Below are 16232 nucleotides of genomic sequence, written 5' to 3'. Positions count from 1 at the left end.
TCAGGCTTCAAAAGTATGCCAGTTGATGACTTGCAACAAGTGAATTATAATGATCAATTCATTCACTATAAATGAGCAATAGCATGGAGCTTTCTCAACTCATCATGTTCAAGACGGTCGCGGATCACGGAAGTATCATTCGCGCCTCTGAACTACTGCACTGCGTCCCGTCCAATATCACCAATAGAATCAAACTACTGGAAAGCGAACTGGGTGTTTCTCTGTTCATCAGAAAAGGTCGGGGACTGGTTATCAGCCCTTCCGGTAGATTATTTCTTGAATATACAAACAAGATCCTGGCTTTATGCCAGGAATCACAAAGAGCCCTCGATCCTGCGGCGGCGCCATCGGGACTGCTGAAGATCGGGGCCATTGAGTCATCGGCGACCGGCAGATTGCCCAGGCTGCTGTCGAAGTTTCATCAGCTCTACCCGTCTGTAGAAATGCAGTTCAGCACGGGTGACTGGTCGCAGTTGTTAAATGATGTGGCTGAACACAAGCTTGACGGCGCCATCATTGCCGTCAATCAGGACCACCCGGATATTGAGAGTATCGAAATCTACAAAGAGGAGCTGGTATTGATTGCCTCTTCAGCAGCGGGGCAAATACATAAGCCGCAGGACCTGATTGGCACCGCCATTTTCATGTGGCCAGAAGGCTGTCCGTATAGAAAGGCGTTGGAAAACTGGCTGCATGCGCATGGTGTGTCCAGCGCGATAACAAGCATCGCCAGCTACGGCACCATTCTCGGGTGCGTGAGCTCCAAAGCGGGTGTTTCATTAGTGCCCAGAGGGATTTTTGAACAGTTTCGGCGGATCGGTGACATAAACGGCTTTGTATTTGACGACCTGGTTCCCATTCAAAATTATTTTATCGGGAATAAAAACAGTGGGCCTCATCGAGCAAAAGAGAAATTCGCGGCGTTGCTCGTAGAGGAATTCAAGAACGTTTGACGGCATTTTCAAAGTTTTGCGCGTTCAATGACGTCACTCGCTGCCAATCGGGCTCCCATTACCACGTCGGTTGATGGCTGGCATTTTCCAATCTTCGCTTTTTCGATCCCCTCCCTCTTGCAGGCTAGCGCCTGTCAAAAATTCCATTTATTCCAACAGTAACCCGACTTTTTTCCAACCCATAGCCCACCCTCGCCCTCCCGCGGGCGTTCCTGCCTGCTCGCAAACCCGTGCAGACACGGCGATCTATACTCCATTCCAAATTAGTGATTTAACTAGGTAGTTACCTATCTATATACTGCACGCCTCACCTCAATGGGACATTCAACGTGAAGCAGAGTCAACGCCTCTCGGGCATATCTAAATTCATTCTGGTCGGGCTGGGCGTGATCATCGCCCTGCTCGGCTTGGCACTAGCTGCTGGCGGCGTGAAATTGGTCAGTCTGGGAGGGTCGTGGTACTTCCTCGTGGGTGGACTGGTGATGGCCGTTTCCGGTGTGCTGATCGCGCGCTATAGAACTGCCGGTGCCTGGTTGTTCGCCGCGTTTCTGCTGGGCACGGCTATCTGGGCAGTGAGCGATGCCGGGCTGGTGTTCTGGCCGGTGTTCTCGCGTCTGTTCATGTTCAGTGTCGTGGGTCTGGTGGTGACGCTGGTCTACCCGCTGCTCAAGCGCGCCAACGGTGGCGTACCCGGTCGCGGCGCGTATGGCGTTGCGGCGGTATTGGCGGTAGCGCTGGCCGTGGCGGCGGGCAACATGTTTGTTGCGCACCCGACGGTGGCGGCCACCGGTACTGGCCCGGGCCTGACTCCGGTGGAACCGGCCAATGCGCAGAAAGACTGGGCGCACTACGGCAATACCGAGGGCGGCAGTCGCTTCGCTGCACTGGACCAGATCAATCGCAACAACGTCGACAAACTGAAAGTGGCGTGGACCTACCACACCGGTGACGTCGCCGAGAGCGATGGCAACGGTGCCGAGGACCAACTGACTCCGCTGCAGATCGGCAACAAGGTGTTCATCTGCACCCCGCACAACAACCTGATCGCGCTGGATGCCGACACCGGCAAAGAGCTGTGGAAGAACGCGATCAACGCCAAGTCGAAAGTCTGGCAGCGTTGCCGTGGCATGGCCTATTTCGATGCCACCAAGGCCATCGCTCAGCCGGCCAATTCGAGCATCATCGAAACCAAACCTGCGCCGGCCGCCAACTGCCAGCGCCGTCTGCTGACCAACACCATCGATGCGCGGCTGATCGCGGTCGATGCCGACACCGGCGAGTTCTGCCAGGGTTTCGGCAACAACGGTCAGGTTGATCTGAAGGCCGGTCTCGGCGATGTGCCGGACAGCTACTACCAGCTCTCCTCCGCGCCGCTGATGGCCGGTACCACCGTGGTGGTGGGCGGTCGTGTCGCCGACAACGTGCAGACCGACATGCCGGGCGGTGTGATCCGTGGTTTCGACGTGATCACCGGCGCCATGCGCTGGGCCTTCGACCCGGGCAACCCGCAGGACAAAAAGGCCCCGGCCGATGGCAGCACTTATGTGCGCAGCACGCCGAACAGCTGGGCGCCGATGTCCTACGACCCGGCGACCAACACCGTGTTCCTGCCGATGGGCAGTTCCTCCACCGACATCTATGGCGTTGAACGCAGCAAACTTGATCACACCTACGGCGCTTCGATCCTCGCGCTGGACGCCACAACCGGCGATGAGCGCTGGGTCTACCAGACCGTGCACAACGACCTGTGGGACTTCGACCTGCCGATGCAGCCGAGCCTGATCGACTTCGACAAGGACGGCAAAACCATTCCGGCGCTGGTCATCGGCACCAAGGCCGGGCAGATCTATGTTCTCGACCGTGCCACCGGCAAACCGCTGACGGAAGTGAAGGAAGTCCCGGTCAAAGCCGCGAACATCCCGAACGAACCGTACTCGCCGACCCAGCCGAAATCGCTGGGCATGCCGCAGATCGGCGCGCAACACCTGACCGAAGCCGACATGTGGGGCGCCACGCCGTACGATCAGCTGCTGTGCCGGATAGATTTCAAATCGATGCGTTACGACGGCCTGTACACCGCGCCGGGCACCGACAAATCGTTGAGCTTCCCGGGTTCGCTGGGTGGCATGAACTGGGGCAGCATTTCCACTGACCCGGTGCACGGTTTCATTTTCGTCAACGACATGCGCCTGGGTCTGTGGATTCAGATGATCCCGTCGCAGAACAAGGCCCAGGCCTCCTCTGGTGGCGAAGCGTTGAACACCGGCATGGGCGCGGTGCCGCTCAAAGGCACGCCATATGCGGTGAACAAGAACCGCTTCCTGTCGGTCGCCGGCATTCCGTGCCAGGCGCCGCCGTTCGGCACCCTGACCGCGATCGACATGAAGACCCAGAAAATCGCCTGGCAGGTGCCGGTCGGCACTGTTGAGGACACCGGTCCGCTGGGCATCCGCATGCACCTGCCGATCAAGATCGGTCTGCCGACCCTCGGCGGCACCCTGTCGACTCAGGGTGGCCTGATCTTCATCGCCGGCACTCAGGACTTCTACCTGCGCGCATTCAACAGCGGCAACGGCGAAGAAGTCTGGAAAGCACGTCTGCCGGTTGGCAGCCAGGGCGGCCCGATGACTTATGTGTCGCCGAAGACCGGCAAGCAGTACATCGTCGTCACCGCCGGTGGCGCCCGTCAGTCGACCGATCGCGGCGACTACGTGATGGCCTACGCCTTGCCATAAGCCTGTGTGTCCGTGGCGAACACGGGCACTTTTATTTGAGCGCGGCACCTGAGGGTGCCGCGCTGCTTTCCGATTTCGCTAAAGCTTTGCCCAGGAAAATCTCCATGTTTCGTTTTAACCAATCCGCGTGGGTCAACGCTGTGCTGTTGGGCCTGACGTGCAGCGCCGCCCTGCCCGCCCTCGCCGACACCGACTCGAACCTCTTCACCCGCAACACCCTGTCCGGTGACTGGGGAGGCCTGCGTCAGCAAATGGACGCCGACGGCATCAAATTCAGCGGCGATTACACCGGCGAAATGGCCTACAACGCCGACGGCGGCCTGCACCGCTCGGCGCGTTACTCGCAGAACATCAAGCTCGGCGTGCAGTTCGACCTGAGCAAGTTGTACAGCGTGGACAACGCCGGCAAGGTGCAGCTGACCATCAACGATCGCCGCGGCAACAGCGCCTCCGAAGATCTGGTCGGCAACCGTCTGCCGATCCAGGAAAACTACGGCGGCCTCTACACCCGCCTGACGGAACTCAGTTACGAGCGCAGCCTGTTCACCCCGGCGCTCAACGTGAAACTGGGTTACATGGCCATGGGCAACGACCTCGGCGGCCTCGACAGCGGCATTCTGTGCAACTTCATGAACGCCGGTTTCTGCGGCCATCCGCTGAACATGTCGGGCGGCAGCGGCTGGACCAACTACCCCAACGCCCATTTGGGTGTGCGGGTGAAGTACGACCTGTCGCCGTCCTGGCAACTGCGCGTCGCCGCGTTTAACGTCGACCCGGAAAGCAACGGCAACTCCAGCCGCGCCTGGCACCTGGGGCCGAAACACACCACCGGCACCGTGGTGCCGATTGAGCTGGTGTACAAACACGCGGGCCCGTTACCCGGCGAATACAAGCTTGGTTATTACTACGACAGCTCCGACGTGAAACGCATCGGCAGCGACAAGGAAGTCTCCGGCCGTGGCGGTCACTACCTGCTGATCGACCAGGCGCTTTGGAGTTCGGCAGCGTCCGAAGGCCGCAGTCTGCACGCTTTCGGCCAGTACTCGGCAGCCAGCGCAGCGGCCTCGCCGTTCAGCAAGTGGTACGGCACCGGTCTGGTGCTGTACAAACCGTTCGACGGTCGCCCGCGTGACACCGTTGCCCTCGGCTACGGCCGCGCCGTGCCCAACCCGCGCAGCCGCGACGTGCAACAGGACGCGGCCATGGCCAACGGCACGCAGTTTCCCAGTCTGGACAGTGGCGAACAGTTGATCGAACTCGGCTACGGCTATCAGGCCACGCCGTGGCTGACGCTGCGTCCGAACCTGCAATACATCATCGAGCCGGGCGCGTTTTCCGGGCAGGACATCGATAACGCGCTGGTGTTTGGTTTGCAGGTAAAAGCTGCGCTTTGAGCCTTGATTCGAGGCCCTGGCTGACGTCAATCAGCCCGGCACATCGCCGTAATGCTGTTCACTTAACTCTGTGGCGAGGGGATTTATCCCCGATGGGCTGCGAAGCGGCCCTAAAACTGTCAAAAGCGGCGACTGCTTCGCAGTCGATCGGGGATAAATCCCCTCGCCACAAGATTCCATACAACTTAAGTGAACAGCATCAGGCACATCGCCGGTTTTTTTGTGCCTCGATCATCTCGCCCCGGCGGCCTCGCTCATCAGGTGTTCAGGGCGGACTGCGGCGTATCGGGATTGAGTTGCCGACGGCGGAATTGACCGGGAGGCTGGCCGTGGATCTGCCGAAAACGCCGAGAAAAGTACGCTTCGTCCGCGAAGCCACACAACCTCGCGACCTCGCCCACCGGGCGTGTGCCATTGAGCAGGTAATTACGCGCCGTGTGCATTCGGCGTTCGAGCACCAGCTCAGTGAAGGTCTTGCCGATTTCCTTGCGCAACCAATGCGTCAGATAGGTGGGTGACAGATAAGTCGCGGCCGCGACCTTGATCAGGTTGAGATCAGGATCGGCAATGTTCTTGCGCAGATACTCGAACATACGCCCCAACGCATCGCGTCGACTGTTTTCCGCCGCGTTTTCCTCTGCCAGACGCTTGAGAGGCTCGGCATACAGAAAACAGACGCTGCCAATCAGCTGCAATAGCAAGCCCTTGAGCATTTCGCGCGTACCAAACTGACGGTTTTCGTCCAGCGCGCGCATTTGTTCGATCAAGCGACACACATTGGCGAAATCCTCGTCCTCCAGAATGAAGTCCAGATGCTCCTGAAAGCGGAACGGCGACAACTCGGGCGCGAGAAGAATCGACACCTCCTCCAGGTCCATCGGGTCGCACTGCAAATGCGGCATCAGGAAGGTCTGGGAAAAGTTGATCACCATGAAGTTGCTGTCCGCCGGATGCGGTATCACATGCACCCGATGCGGCAGGATAAACGCCAGCGTGTTGCGCGGAAACGGGCGTACCGCGTTGCCAATGTGCTGCACCGTGTCGCCGCCGAGGTTGATCTGAATCTGGAAGTATTCATGCCGATGCGGGGCGGTCTCGGCGCGTCGGCCTTTTTTGTCGCGAATGTAAAAGTCGGTCAGTTCACTGCGTTGCTGCATGACATAAGTGGGGACACGGCTGGGTGACGACATTTCTGGAGATTCCTCGACAGGTACGTTGGCAGGTGGTCCTGGCGTTGCCGGGCAAGTGGCGAGGTTATCTTGCAGCCTCAGGCTCGAGCCTACAAGCAGTCATACGATGTCTTTGCGGATATGCCATTTTCTCAGCCGTGTGCGCCGTTGCGGGTTGTCCAAAAAAACCATCTCCACCGAATTCATCTTTTTCCTATAAAAACAAATAGCTAACTGATTACCAGGCTTTGATAGCGAAGATTTTTATCTTGCCAAGCTTTTGGACAGGTTTGCCCAACCGGCTTTTCAACAAAAAAACGATCTAACACCCCGATTGATTTAGCGATGTTGTACGACCACTGTAATTAACCATGCAGCCCGACCTCTATCAAAAACAATCAAAGGTGCGCACGTCATGACTCTGCATTCAATCCCCGCTGACCCTCCCGAACTCTCGCCTGTAGCACTTGGCGCGCGACGAACCTGAACGTCTGCGGCTGACGCTCCCGGTCCTTTCCCGGCATTCGATGGCTCGCTCCGCACTGTTGCGCGATTGACGTCGGCTGCGCGCAGACATCTCGACATTTCTAACAATAAGACGAGGCTCACTCATGTCGAATATTCACACCTCCCGGACCACTGCGACGCCGTTGCTCCCCGGCGCGCGCGACAGCGTGCAGGCACAGCGACTGCCGTCGCGGCGGCGCTGGTTCATGCTCTCTCTGCTGCTGATTGCCACGATCATCAACTACATCGACAGGGTAAACATCTCGATTGCAGCACCGTTCATGGCCAAGGACCTGGGCCTGGACAAGATCGAAATGGGCCTGATTTTTTCGGCCTTCGCCTGGACCTACGCGCTGGCTCTGGTACCCGCCGGGTTTATTGCCGACCGCTTCGGATCGCGTTTCACCTACGGTGTCTCGTTGATCAGTTGGTCGGCAGTCACCGTCTGTCAGGGATTTGCCAGCGGATTCGCCTCATTGTTCGGTCTGCGGCTGGCCGTCGGCGCCATGGAGGCTCCGGCGTTTCCCGCCAACAGTCGTGCAGTCACTGTGTGGTTTCCAGCACGGGAGCGCGGTCTGGCCAGCAGCATTTATGTGTGCGGCCAGTACCTCGGCACCGCGCTGTTTACCGGCGCACTGCTGTGGCTGGCCACGACCTTTGACTGGCGCCATGTTTTCTACAGCACGGGTGCGCTCGGCATCATTTTCGGTGTGCTGTGGCTTTATCTGTATCGCGATCCATTGAACTGCAAGAAAGTCAGTCAAGAAGAGCTGACCTACATCGAAGCGGGCGGCGGACTGGTCAAGAGCAGTCAGGAACGCACCCGCTTCAACTGGCGACAAATCCGCGAATTGTTCGGCTACCGGCAGATCTGGGCGATTTGCATTGGCAAGTTTGCCAGCACTTCGGCCCTGTACTTCTTCCTCACCTGGTTCCCGACTTACCTGATCGAAGAACGCAAACTCACGATGATCAAGGCCGGGATCTTTGCCGTGATGCCATTCGTGGGCGCGACCGTTGGCATCCTCCTCGCCGGCATCGTTTCCGATCTGCTGATCCGTCGCGGTTATTCGATGTCGTTCGCGCGCAAATTGCCGCTGGTGATCGGCTCGATGCTGGGCATGTCCATCGTGCTGGTGAATTTCACCGACTCCAACACGATCTGCATTGCCATTTTGACCGTGGCGTTCTTCGCCCAAGGCATCGCTTCATCGTCATGGGCTGCGGTGTCGGAAGTGGCGCCCAAGGAACTCATCGGACTGACCGGCGGCATCACCAGTCTGGCCGCGAATATCGGCGGCATCGTCACGCCGATCGTCATCGGCGCGATTGTCCACGCCACCGGTTCGTTCGCCTGGGCCTTCTGGTTCATTGGCGGCGTGGCGCTGATCGGCACCCTCTCCTACTCGCTCCTGCTCGGCCGTTTGTACCGCATCGAACTGAAGGCGGGCTGAGTCGCACACCACCGATTTCTCCAACAAGAGGCGGCTTTCGTCCAACTTCGCCAACGAACGCCGCCATACGCTGAAGCTTCTGACAGGACGTTGAACAGGATGAACATGACCGAGTATGTTTTTACCCCGGATCTGCCCGTGACTTTACCGGTGGTCGGCAGTGAGCAGCGCTTTCCCGTCGGCCGGGTGTTTTGCGTCGGCCGAAACTACCCTTGGCCAGACACTCAGGGGCAATCACGCCAGCCGCCGGTATTTTTCATGAAACCGGCAAGCAACGTCGTGGACGCCGTGGGTGAAGTGCCATTCCCGCCGCTGACCGAAGAGTTCGCCCATGAAATCGAACTGGTCGTGGCCATCGGCGAAGGTGGCGCCGACATTCCGGAAAACGCCGCGCTGGCCTATGTCTGGGGCTACGCCGCCGGCCTCGACCTGACCCGGCGCGACGTGCAGCGCCATGCCAAAAGCAATGGCATGCCGTGGGAAGGTGCCAAGGTGTTCGACGGCGCCGCACCGATGACCGCCATCGTCCCCGTCAATCGCGCAGGCCATCCTGACGGTGAGTTGTGGCTGAGTGTCAACGGACACGAGCGCCAGCGCGAAAGTCTCGAAAACCAGATCTGGTCGGTCAGTGAAGTGATCAGCCGCATCTCCCGCTCAGTGCCGCTCAGGGCTGGCGATCTGATCATGACCGGCAGCCCGGCAGGCGTCGATGTATTGCAACCGGGCGACGTCATCCACGCCGGCATCGACGGCATCGGCCAACTGCAAATGCGCGTCGGCCCACGGACTTGATCCCCAACCACGCCCACCGCGATTCGTAGACAGGAGAACAATAAGATGTCGAGCGCTCAACCTATGAAAGTAGCCCTGGTGACCGGTGCCGGTAGCGGAATCGGCCGCAGTGTGGCTCTCGGTCTGATGGCCGACGGTTACACGCTGGTCCTCGCCGGACGCCGACCCGAACCGTTGCAGGAACTGGTCGAGACGGCGGCACTGCAGGGGCACCCGGCGTTGGCGGTGCCCACCGATGTGCGCGACCCAGCGAGTGTCGACGGGCTGTTCGCAACCATTGCCGAAGTCTATGGACGGCTGGATGTCGTCTTCAACAATGCCGGGGTGAATGCCCCTGCCGTACCGCTGGATGAATTGACCTTCGAGCAATGGCGCAACGTGATCGACACCAACCTCAACGGGGTTTTCCTCTGCGCCCGTGGTGCGTTCGGGCTGATGCGTCGGCAACACCCTCAGGGCGGCCGGATCATCAATAACGGCTCGATCTCGGCGCACACGCCACGGCCTTTCAGCAGCGCTTACACCGCCAGCAAACACGCGGTGCTCGGGTTGACGAAATCGCTGGCGCTGGACGGTCGGGACTTCAACATCGCCTGCAGCCAGATCGATATCGGCAACGCGCTGACCGAAATGTCGGTACGCATGACCAAAGGCGTGCGCCAGGCCAACGGCACGATCACCGTGGAGCCGATGGTCGACGTCAAGCATGTCGCTGATGCCGTGCGCTATATCGCCGCCCTGCCGCTGTCGGCCAACGTCCTGAACATGACAGTCATGGCCACCGCCATGCCTTTTGCCGGTCGTGGTTAAGCCGGCCTTTTATTGCGTAATCGAGGTTTACATGAAGCCAGAAATCTTGCAGCTCAGCCCGATCCTGATTCCGGAAATCAACGCCCGTCTCAGCGAACTGTTCACCATCAGACGCTATTTCGAACAGGCTGACAAAGCCGCGTATTTGCGCGAGCACGGGGCCAATATCCGTGGGGTGATCACCGGTGGTCACACCGGGATCAGCCAGGCGCTGATGGCGCAGCTGCCGCAACTGGAAGTGGTGGCGGTCAATGGCGTCGGCACCGATGCGGTAGACCTGGCCTACGCCCGGGATCGCGGCATCCGGGTGACGGCGACCATTGGCGCGCTGACCGAAGACGTGGCCGATCTGGCGATCGGCTTGTTGATCGCGGTCTGTCGCGGTCTGTGCACCAGCGACCGCTATGTGCGTTCCGGCCAGTGGCCGCAGAGCCCGACCCCGCTGGCTCCGCTGCCTCTGGCGCGGCAGGTTTCCGGTATGCGCATCGGTATCGTCGGCATGGGTCGCGTCGGTCGCGCGGTGGCGGTGCGGGCTGCTGCGTTCGGTTGCCCGATCAGCTACACCGACCTGCAACCGATGAGCGATGTCAGCCACACCTTCGTCGCCGACCTCAAGCAACTGGCCCGCGACAGCGATGCCTTGATACTGGCGGCCGCTGCCGATAAAGCCGAAGCGATAATCGATGCGCAGGTGTTGCAAGCGCTGGGCAGCGGTGGCTACCTGGTCAACGTGGCACGGGGCAAACTGGTCAACGAAGCGGATCTGGTGGCAGCGCTCACGGCCGGCGAGATTGCCGGCGCGGCACTGGATGTTTTTGTCGACGAACCGAATGTGCCCGAGCCGCTGTTTACCGATGAACGCGTGGTGTTGCAGCCGCATCGCGCCAGCGCTACGTTGCAGACCCGTACGCGGATGGGCGAGATGGTCGTCGCCAGTCTGCTCGACAGCTTTGCCGGTAAAACGCCTCAAGGATGCGTCACCGGCTAGCCGCTTCAGACCTCTCCTCGTTCACACACATCATCTGCGCAGACAGCAGGCCGCTCAGCGCGGCCTGTGTTGCCCTTTTCCGGCGTATGCGGCCAGCCATCGAACCTTTACCGCGCAAACAGCGTCCGAGCTAAGACGTCAACGCTTACCGCTCGCTGCGAGGTTTCCGTTTGAAAGCTGCTATCGCCAAAAAATACCGTCTGATCGTCAAAACCATGGGCTATGTCGGCTGGTCGCTGTTCTGGCTGTTGCTCTGGGACATCGCGGTCACCGTCGACTTCATGCTGTTTCTCAACGCCAAGATCAATCTGCCGCTGATGCCGCTGACCTTGCTCGGTTCGGCGCTGGTGGTGTTGATCAGTTTCCGTAACAGCAGCGCCTACGCCCGTTGGTGGGAAGCGCGCACGCTGTGGGGCACGATGATCAACAGTTCGCGCAGCTTCGCCCGGCAGGTGCTGACGCTGCTCGATGACGGCGAGCATGAAGTGAATCCGGTTAAAGCGACGCTGTTGCGCCGCCATGTGGCGTACGTCAATTGCCTTGCGGCGCATCTGCAAGGTCAGCCGTGTCCCGAGGAAGTCCGCGCGTTCATTCCCGCGGATGAATTTGCCCGCAGCGGCACCACCAACAACTTTGCCAACGACATCCTCACCGGTTCCGCGGCGCTGCTGGCCCGCGAATACAAGGCCGGGCGCCTGGACAGCATTCGCCTGGCGCGGCTGGAGTCGACCATGGTCGATCTGTCCAACAGCCAGGGCGGCATGGAGCGGATCGCCAATACACCGCTGCCCTATCCTTATGTGTATTTCCCGCGCCTGTTTATTTCGCTGTTCTGTCTGATCGTTCCCGTGGGACTGGTAGAGTCGCTGGGCTGGTTCACCCCGCTCGCCTCGACGGTGGTGGGCTTCATGCTGCTGGCGATCGAACGTATCGGCACCGATCTGCAAAGCCCGTTTCGCCACAGCGAGCATCAGATTCAGATGGAAGCCTTGTGCGAAACCATCGAGAAAAACCTGCAGTCGATGCAGCGTGATTCGCTGGGGGATGTGCACCGGGTGGAAGAGCCGGCCTGAAGGCGTAGTGCTGTAGGGCCGCTTCGCAGCCCATCGGGGATGAATCCCCTCGCCACAGGTTTTGTGTCTGGGCGGGACATGCGGGATGCCAGGGCATAACGCCCTGGCGAGTCGCAGCGATCACTTTTTCTTCTTTGCCGGTTTGTCGGCCTTCTTCGAATCCTTGGCCTTTTCCGGCTTGCTGTCGGCCTTTTTTGCCGCCTTCTTCGGTTCGGCGTCCTTCTTTTTGTCCTTCTTGTCTTTCTTGTCCGAAGACTTCGAAAGCGCCGAGGCTGCCGCCGATTTCTTTTCCGGCGAGGACTTTTTGTCTTTCAAGTCCTTGCTGGCTTTCGAAGCGTCGCCCTTGTTTTTCTTCTCGTCTTTAGCCACGTTGACCACCTCTCGAGATATGCCGGAATTGGCACTGCGCCTGTGCGATTGATCACAGGCTGATCATTAGGCGTGGGCGTCGGAGCACCGTTCCAATTATTTGTCGCCAGTGCGAGGCCCACTTCAGGAAGCTGCACGAGCAAGCCAGGTTCTGTGAATTTTTCTGGATTCATGCCCCCTAAATTTGGGCAGTCGACAAATTCACCACGAACGGGATGCCCGCCATGTCGCACAACGAGACGAATCCGGATTGCCGCCAGGCAACCGCCGAAACGAAAGCAGAAACCCAAGACCTGCTCAACCGATTACTCATGGCCCACGGTCCCGGTGGCCAGGAAGACGAGGTGCGCGCGATATGCCAGGAGCATCTCTCGCGCTACTGCGATGAAACCTGGACCGACCCGGCAGGTAACGTGATTGGCCTGCTCAAGGGCCGGGGTTCTGATACTCACACCGGTTCAGCAATCCGGATCATGGGCCACATGGACGAAATCGCCATGGTGGTCAAACGCGTGGAACCGGACGGCACGCTGCGGGTGGTGGCGCTGGGTGGCGCAAATCCGGTGAACTTCGGTGTGTGCCCGGTCGATATTCTTGGCGATAACGACGTGCTGCCGGGGGTTCTGTCGTTCGGCTCGATGCATGTCACCGAAGGCTCGCCTCAAGGCAAAGACGTCATGAGCGGGTCCGTGCATTGGCAGGATGTCCATATCATCACTCGCAAAGACCCGCAGACCCTGCAAGCGCTGGGCGTGCGCCCGGGTAGTCGCGTGGTCTTGAGCCAGCATTGGCGAACGCCGTTTCGTGTCGGAGACGCGACAGCGGCGCATTTTCTCGACGACCGCGCGCCGGTGACGGCGATGTTGCAAGCGGTCGCGCAACTGAGCGCGCGTCGCGAGGACCTGTCTTGCGATGCGTATTTTGTGTTTACCACGCTTGAAGAAGAGAACAACGCGGGCGCGATTTATGCCGCGTCGCATTTGCCTGGAGACACCACGATCGCCGTCGAGGTCGGACCGGTCATGAGTGAGTACGGCACGGTTTTGAGTGTGAACCCGATCATCAATACCGGTGATCTGAAGGGTTATTACTCGCGTGAGGTGGTGATGGCATTGGCCGAGGCAGCCAAGCGCTGTCAGCTTGATCCGCAGTTTGCGCTGCTGGTGGATTTTGCATCTGACGCCAGTGCGGCCATGGGTATGGGCTGCAGCGCGAAGGCCGGATGCCTGGCGATACCGACGGAAAACACTCACGGATTCGAACTGGTCGTTGATGGCGCCATCGATGCCTGCGCGGCGACGCTGGTGGAGTTTCTTTCGTCAACATAGGCAAGCCGGGCGTGACCCGCCGGTTTCAAACCAGACCCAAAAGTGTCCAGATGTCGATATCAGACACGGTCATGGCGCAATCAGGCTATTGAGTTCTCTCCAGAGCCGGGTAAGGTGACGCGTCTTCCTGGCAAATCAACCCCTTGAAGATCAGGGAGTTGAGAACAATTGCGGCGGTTGTACGAGCCTCTTTCGGGAGTTTCAGCGGGCAATGCTGGTAATGCTTCGCCCGGTCAACCTGCTTGAATGTCGATCAGCAGAGAACAAGAAAACCAATGATCAGCCCGAACTCCAAGGATTCGAGTAGCCAATTGGCGCAGGGCTTCAAGCCTCGTCACGTCACGATGCTGTCCATTGCCGGGATTATCGGCGCCGGTCTGTTTGTCGGCTCCGGCCATGCGATTGCCGCAGCAGGCCCGGCGGTGCTGCTGGCCTATCTGTTTTCAGGTTTGCTGGTGGTGCTGGTCATGCGCATGCTCGGCGAGATGGCGGTGGCCAATCCGGACACCGGTTCGTTCTCGACCTATGCCGACCAGGCCATTGGCCGCTGGGCCGGATTTACCATCGGTTGGCTGTATTGGTGGTTCTGGGTGCTGGTGATTCCCATCGAGGCGCTGGCCGCCGGACACGTGCTGAACCAGTGGTTCCCGCAAGTCGATGCCTGGCTGTTCGCGTTGGCTTCGATCATTGCACTGGTGGTGACCAACCTGTTCAGTGTGTCCAAGTACGGCGAATTCGAGTTCTGGTTCGCCATGGCCAAGGTTGTGGCGATCATCGGCTTTATCAGCGTCGGGTTTGCCGTGTTGCTGGGCTGGGTCCCGCACCGCGAGGTCAGCGGTTTGAGCAGCCTGATGGCCGAGCACGGCGGCTTTGCGCCCAACGGGCTGTCCGCCGTCGTCGGCGCTTTCATCACCATCATGTTCAGTTTCATCGGTACCGAAGCGGTGACCATCGCGGCTGCCGAGTCGAACAACCCGGCGCAGAACATCGCCAAGGCCACCCGCTCGGTGATCTGGCGCATCGGCGTGTTCTATCTGCTGTCGATCTTCGTCGTTATCTCGGTGGTGCCGTGGAACGACCCGCTGCTGGCGTCGGTGGGTTCCTATCAGCGCGCCCTGGAAATCATGAATATTCCAAACGCCAAGTTCATGGTCGACGTGGTCGTGCTGATCGCCGTGGCCAGCTGCATGAACTCCTCAATCTACATTGCCTCGCGCATGCTGTATTCGCTGGGGCGTCGCGGCGATGCACCGCAAGCGCTGAAGGCCACCTCCGCTGCCGGTGTGCCACGCGCCGCGGTAATCGCCAGCACCGTACTGGGCGCAGCGCTCACCGTGTGGAGCTACTTCATGCCCGCCGGATTGTTTGAATTTCTACTGGCCAGCTCCGGGGCGATTGCCCTGCTGGTGTACCTGGCGATCGCGGTGTCGCAGTTGCGCATGCGGCGGATCTTGCGTCAGCGCAAGGTCGAACTGACCTTCCGGATGTGGCTGTTTCCCTGGCTGACGTGGCTGGTGATCGTGTTCATCTGCGCTGCGCTGGCGGTGATGATGATCACCCCGGAGCATCGCACTGAAGTCACCACCACCATCACGCTGGCGCTGGCGATTTCCTTTATCGGACTGCTGACCTCGCGTCATCCTGAGCCGGCCGCGCGGGTGACCTCGACTGGTTAAGCGCTGGCGCTGAATGGGCTTCGCGCTGTCATTCCGTCAGCGCCAGCGCCATTGCGGGTCTGCCAGATGCGTGGCGAAAAAATCCGACAGCGCCTTGATCTTCACCGGACGCGTGCGGGCCGACGGTGTCACGAAATACAGCCCGCCACGCAACATGTGCCAGCCGGGCAACAACTCGACCAGACGCCCGTCTGCCAGATATTCGCTGGCGATGAACTCCGGGAGTTCGGCCACGGCCAGTCCTTCGAGCAAGGTCGGCAACAACGCCTCGGCATTGGTCACTCGAAGCGGGCCAGTCGGCACCACATCTTCTTCGCTGCCGTCATCGTGGGTAAAGCGCCACACCTGGCCGCGCGCGCGGTAGGCGTAAGGCAGGCAAGTGCGCGTCGCCAGCTCACGGGGATGGGCGGGATGGCCGTGTTTTTCCAGGTACGCCGGTGAAGCGACGAGGAACTGCGTCACCGCACAGATGCGCCGCGCCACCAGCGACGAGTCAGGCAGCACGGCGATGCGCAAGGCTGCGTCGAAGCCCTCCGCAATCAGATCGACCGAGGCGTCGGACAGGTGCAGGTCGATCGACAGTTCCGGGTACTGCCGCATCAGTTGCGGCATCAACGGCGCCACCCAGCGCAGACCAAAAGACATCGGTACCGCCAGCCGCACCTGGCCACGGGGTTGCACGGATAATTCCTGCGCCTCGCTCTCAACCTCTTCGGCCTGCCGATAAATCTCCCCCGCCTTCGCCGCCATGCTCGCGCCGAACTCCGTCAGCGCCAGTTGCCTTGAAGTGCGGTTGAACAGTCGGCCACCCAGACGTTCTTCGAGGCGCGCCACGGCACGCGACACGGTGGGCACAGAGACGCCCGTCACCCGCGCCGCAGCGGCGAACGAGCCCTCCTCTGCAACCTTGGCGAACATCGCCAAACCTTCGAAATCCGGCAGTTTGCTCATTTCATTTCTGCAACGATTGATTTCAGACAATTC

At 59.9% G+C, this 16232-nt stretch carries 13 protein-coding genes; 11 read left to right on the top strand and 2 right to left on the bottom strand.

The genetic code is table 11. From position 1 onward, the window contains the following. Positions 1 to 83: 83 nt before the first annotated feature. From ACXR0M_RS15990 to ACXR0M_RS15980, 3 genes are all read left to right on the top strand, one after another. Positions 84 to 953 carry a LysR family transcriptional regulator gene (locus ACXR0M_RS15990; protein WP_458832771.1) on the top strand — a complete coding sequence of 290 codons (870 nt, stop codon included), beginning with the start codon at positions 84 to 86 and terminating at the stop codon, positions 951 to 953. A gap of 329 nt (positions 954 to 1282) precedes the next feature. Beyond that, positions 1283 to 3688: a glucose/quinate/shikimate family membrane-bound PQQ-dependent dehydrogenase gene (locus ACXR0M_RS15985; RefSeq protein ID WP_458832770.1), complete on the top strand. Its 2406-nt coding sequence runs from the start codon at positions 1283 to 1285 to the stop codon at positions 3686 to 3688. A 104-nt stretch (positions 3689 to 3792) separates the two neighbouring features. Then, positions 3793 to 5082 (top strand): carbohydrate porin, encoded by a 1290-nt coding sequence (locus ACXR0M_RS15980; protein WP_458832769.1) that lies wholly within the window; start codon positions 3793 to 3795, stop codon positions 5080 to 5082. Between the two features lie 257 nt (positions 5083 to 5339). Here ACXR0M_RS15980 and ACXR0M_RS15975 read toward each other — a convergent pair whose 3' ends face one another. Then, positions 5340 to 6272 carry a helix-turn-helix transcriptional regulator gene (locus ACXR0M_RS15975; protein WP_458832768.1) on the bottom strand — a complete coding sequence of 311 codons (933 nt, stop codon included), beginning with the start codon at positions 6270 to 6272 and terminating at the stop codon, positions 5340 to 5342. A gap of 590 nt (positions 6273 to 6862) precedes the next feature. Here ACXR0M_RS15975 and ACXR0M_RS15970 point away from each other — a divergent pair. From ACXR0M_RS15970 to gabP, 8 genes are all read left to right on the top strand, one after another. Beyond that, entirely contained in the window at positions 6863 to 8212 is a 1350-nt protein-coding gene (locus tag ACXR0M_RS15970; RefSeq protein WP_458832767.1) for an MFS transporter, read from the top strand. A gap of 99 nt (positions 8213 to 8311) precedes the next feature. Beyond that, the gene (locus ACXR0M_RS15965; protein WP_458832766.1) at positions 8312 to 9004 is read left to right on the top strand and encodes a fumarylacetoacetate hydrolase family protein; all 693 of its coding nucleotides are present in this window, start codon (positions 8312 to 8314) and stop codon (positions 9002 to 9004) included. Between the two features lie 45 nt (positions 9005 to 9049). Beyond that, positions 9050 to 9814, top strand: a complete 765-nt coding sequence (locus ACXR0M_RS15960; RefSeq protein ID WP_458832765.1) for an SDR family oxidoreductase — start codon at positions 9050 to 9052, stop codon at positions 9812 to 9814. 31 nt (positions 9815 to 9845) lie between these two features. Beyond that, on the top strand, positions 9846 to 10802 hold the full coding sequence (locus tag ACXR0M_RS15955; RefSeq protein ID WP_458832764.1) for a 2-hydroxyacid dehydrogenase: 957 nt from the start codon (positions 9846 to 9848) through the stop codon (positions 10800 to 10802). Positions 10803 to 10972: 170 nt separating this feature from the next. Continuing rightward, positions 10973 to 11875 (top strand): bestrophin family protein, encoded by a 903-nt coding sequence (locus tag ACXR0M_RS15950; protein WP_458832763.1) that lies wholly within the window; start codon positions 10973 to 10975, stop codon positions 11873 to 11875. 85 nt (positions 11876 to 11960) lie between these two features. Continuing rightward, complete coding sequence (locus tag ACXR0M_RS15945) at positions 11961 to 12296, top strand: hypothetical protein (RefSeq protein WP_458832762.1); 336 nt, start codon at positions 11961 to 11963, stop codon at positions 12294 to 12296. Between the two features lie 259 nt (positions 12297 to 12555). Continuing rightward, positions 12556 to 13572 carry a zinc-binding metallopeptidase family protein gene (locus ACXR0M_RS15940; protein WP_458832974.1) on the top strand — a complete coding sequence of 339 codons (1017 nt, stop codon included), beginning with the start codon at positions 12556 to 12558 and terminating at the stop codon, positions 13570 to 13572. Between the two features lie 275 nt (positions 13573 to 13847). Then, entirely contained in the window at positions 13848 to 15248 is a 1401-nt protein-coding gene (gene gabP / locus ACXR0M_RS15935) for a GABA permease (protein ID WP_458832761.1), read from the top strand. 36 nt (positions 15249 to 15284) lie between these two features. Here gabP and ACXR0M_RS15930 read toward each other — a convergent pair whose 3' ends face one another. Beyond that, the gene (locus tag ACXR0M_RS15930; RefSeq protein ID WP_458832760.1) at positions 15285 to 16199 is read right to left on the bottom strand and encodes a LysR family transcriptional regulator; all 915 of its coding nucleotides are present in this window, start codon (positions 16197 to 16199) and stop codon (positions 15285 to 15287) included. Positions 16200 to 16232: the final 33 nt, after the last annotated feature.

This window comes from Pseudomonas sp. Eth.TT006, from assembly GCF_054456575.1.
This window is presented reverse-complemented; position numbering and strand designations above follow the sequence as displayed.

Excerpts from the sequence above, each read along its gene's own strand:
- ACXR0M_RS15970 (WP_458832767.1), top strand. The coding sequence starts at position 6,863 with ATGTCGAATATTCACACCTCCCGGACCACTGCGACGCCGTTGCTCCCC.
- gabP (WP_458832761.1), top strand. The coding sequence starts at position 13,848 with ATGATCAGCCCGAACTCCAAGGATTCGAGTAGCCAATTGGCGCAGGGC.
- ACXR0M_RS15945 (WP_458832762.1), top strand. The coding sequence starts at position 11,961 with ATGCCAGGGCATAACGCCCTGGCGAGTCGCAGCGATCACTTTTTCTTC.
- ACXR0M_RS15980 (WP_458832769.1), top strand. The coding sequence starts at position 3,793 with ATGTTTCGTTTTAACCAATCCGCGTGGGTCAACGCTGTGCTGTTGGGC.
- ACXR0M_RS15965 (WP_458832766.1), top strand. The coding sequence starts at position 8,312 with ATGAACATGACCGAGTATGTTTTTACCCCGGATCTGCCCGTGACTTTA.
- ACXR0M_RS15930 (WP_458832760.1), bottom strand. The coding sequence starts at position 16,199 with ATGAGCAAACTGCCGGATTTCGAAGGTTTGGCGATGTTCGCCAAGGTT.
- ACXR0M_RS15955 (WP_458832764.1), top strand. The coding sequence starts at position 9,846 with ATGAAGCCAGAAATCTTGCAGCTCAGCCCGATCCTGATTCCGGAAATC.
- ACXR0M_RS15960 (WP_458832765.1), top strand. The coding sequence starts at position 9,050 with ATGTCGAGCGCTCAACCTATGAAAGTAGCCCTGGTGACCGGTGCCGGT.
- ACXR0M_RS15975 (WP_458832768.1), bottom strand. The coding sequence starts at position 6,272 with ATGTCGTCACCCAGCCGTGTCCCCACTTATGTCATGCAGCAACGCAGT.
- ACXR0M_RS15940 (WP_458832974.1), top strand. The coding sequence starts at position 12,556 with ATGGCCCACGGTCCCGGTGGCCAGGAAGACGAGGTGCGCGCGATATGC.
- ACXR0M_RS15990 (WP_458832771.1), top strand. The coding sequence starts at position 84 with ATGGAGCTTTCTCAACTCATCATGTTCAAGACGGTCGCGGATCACGGA.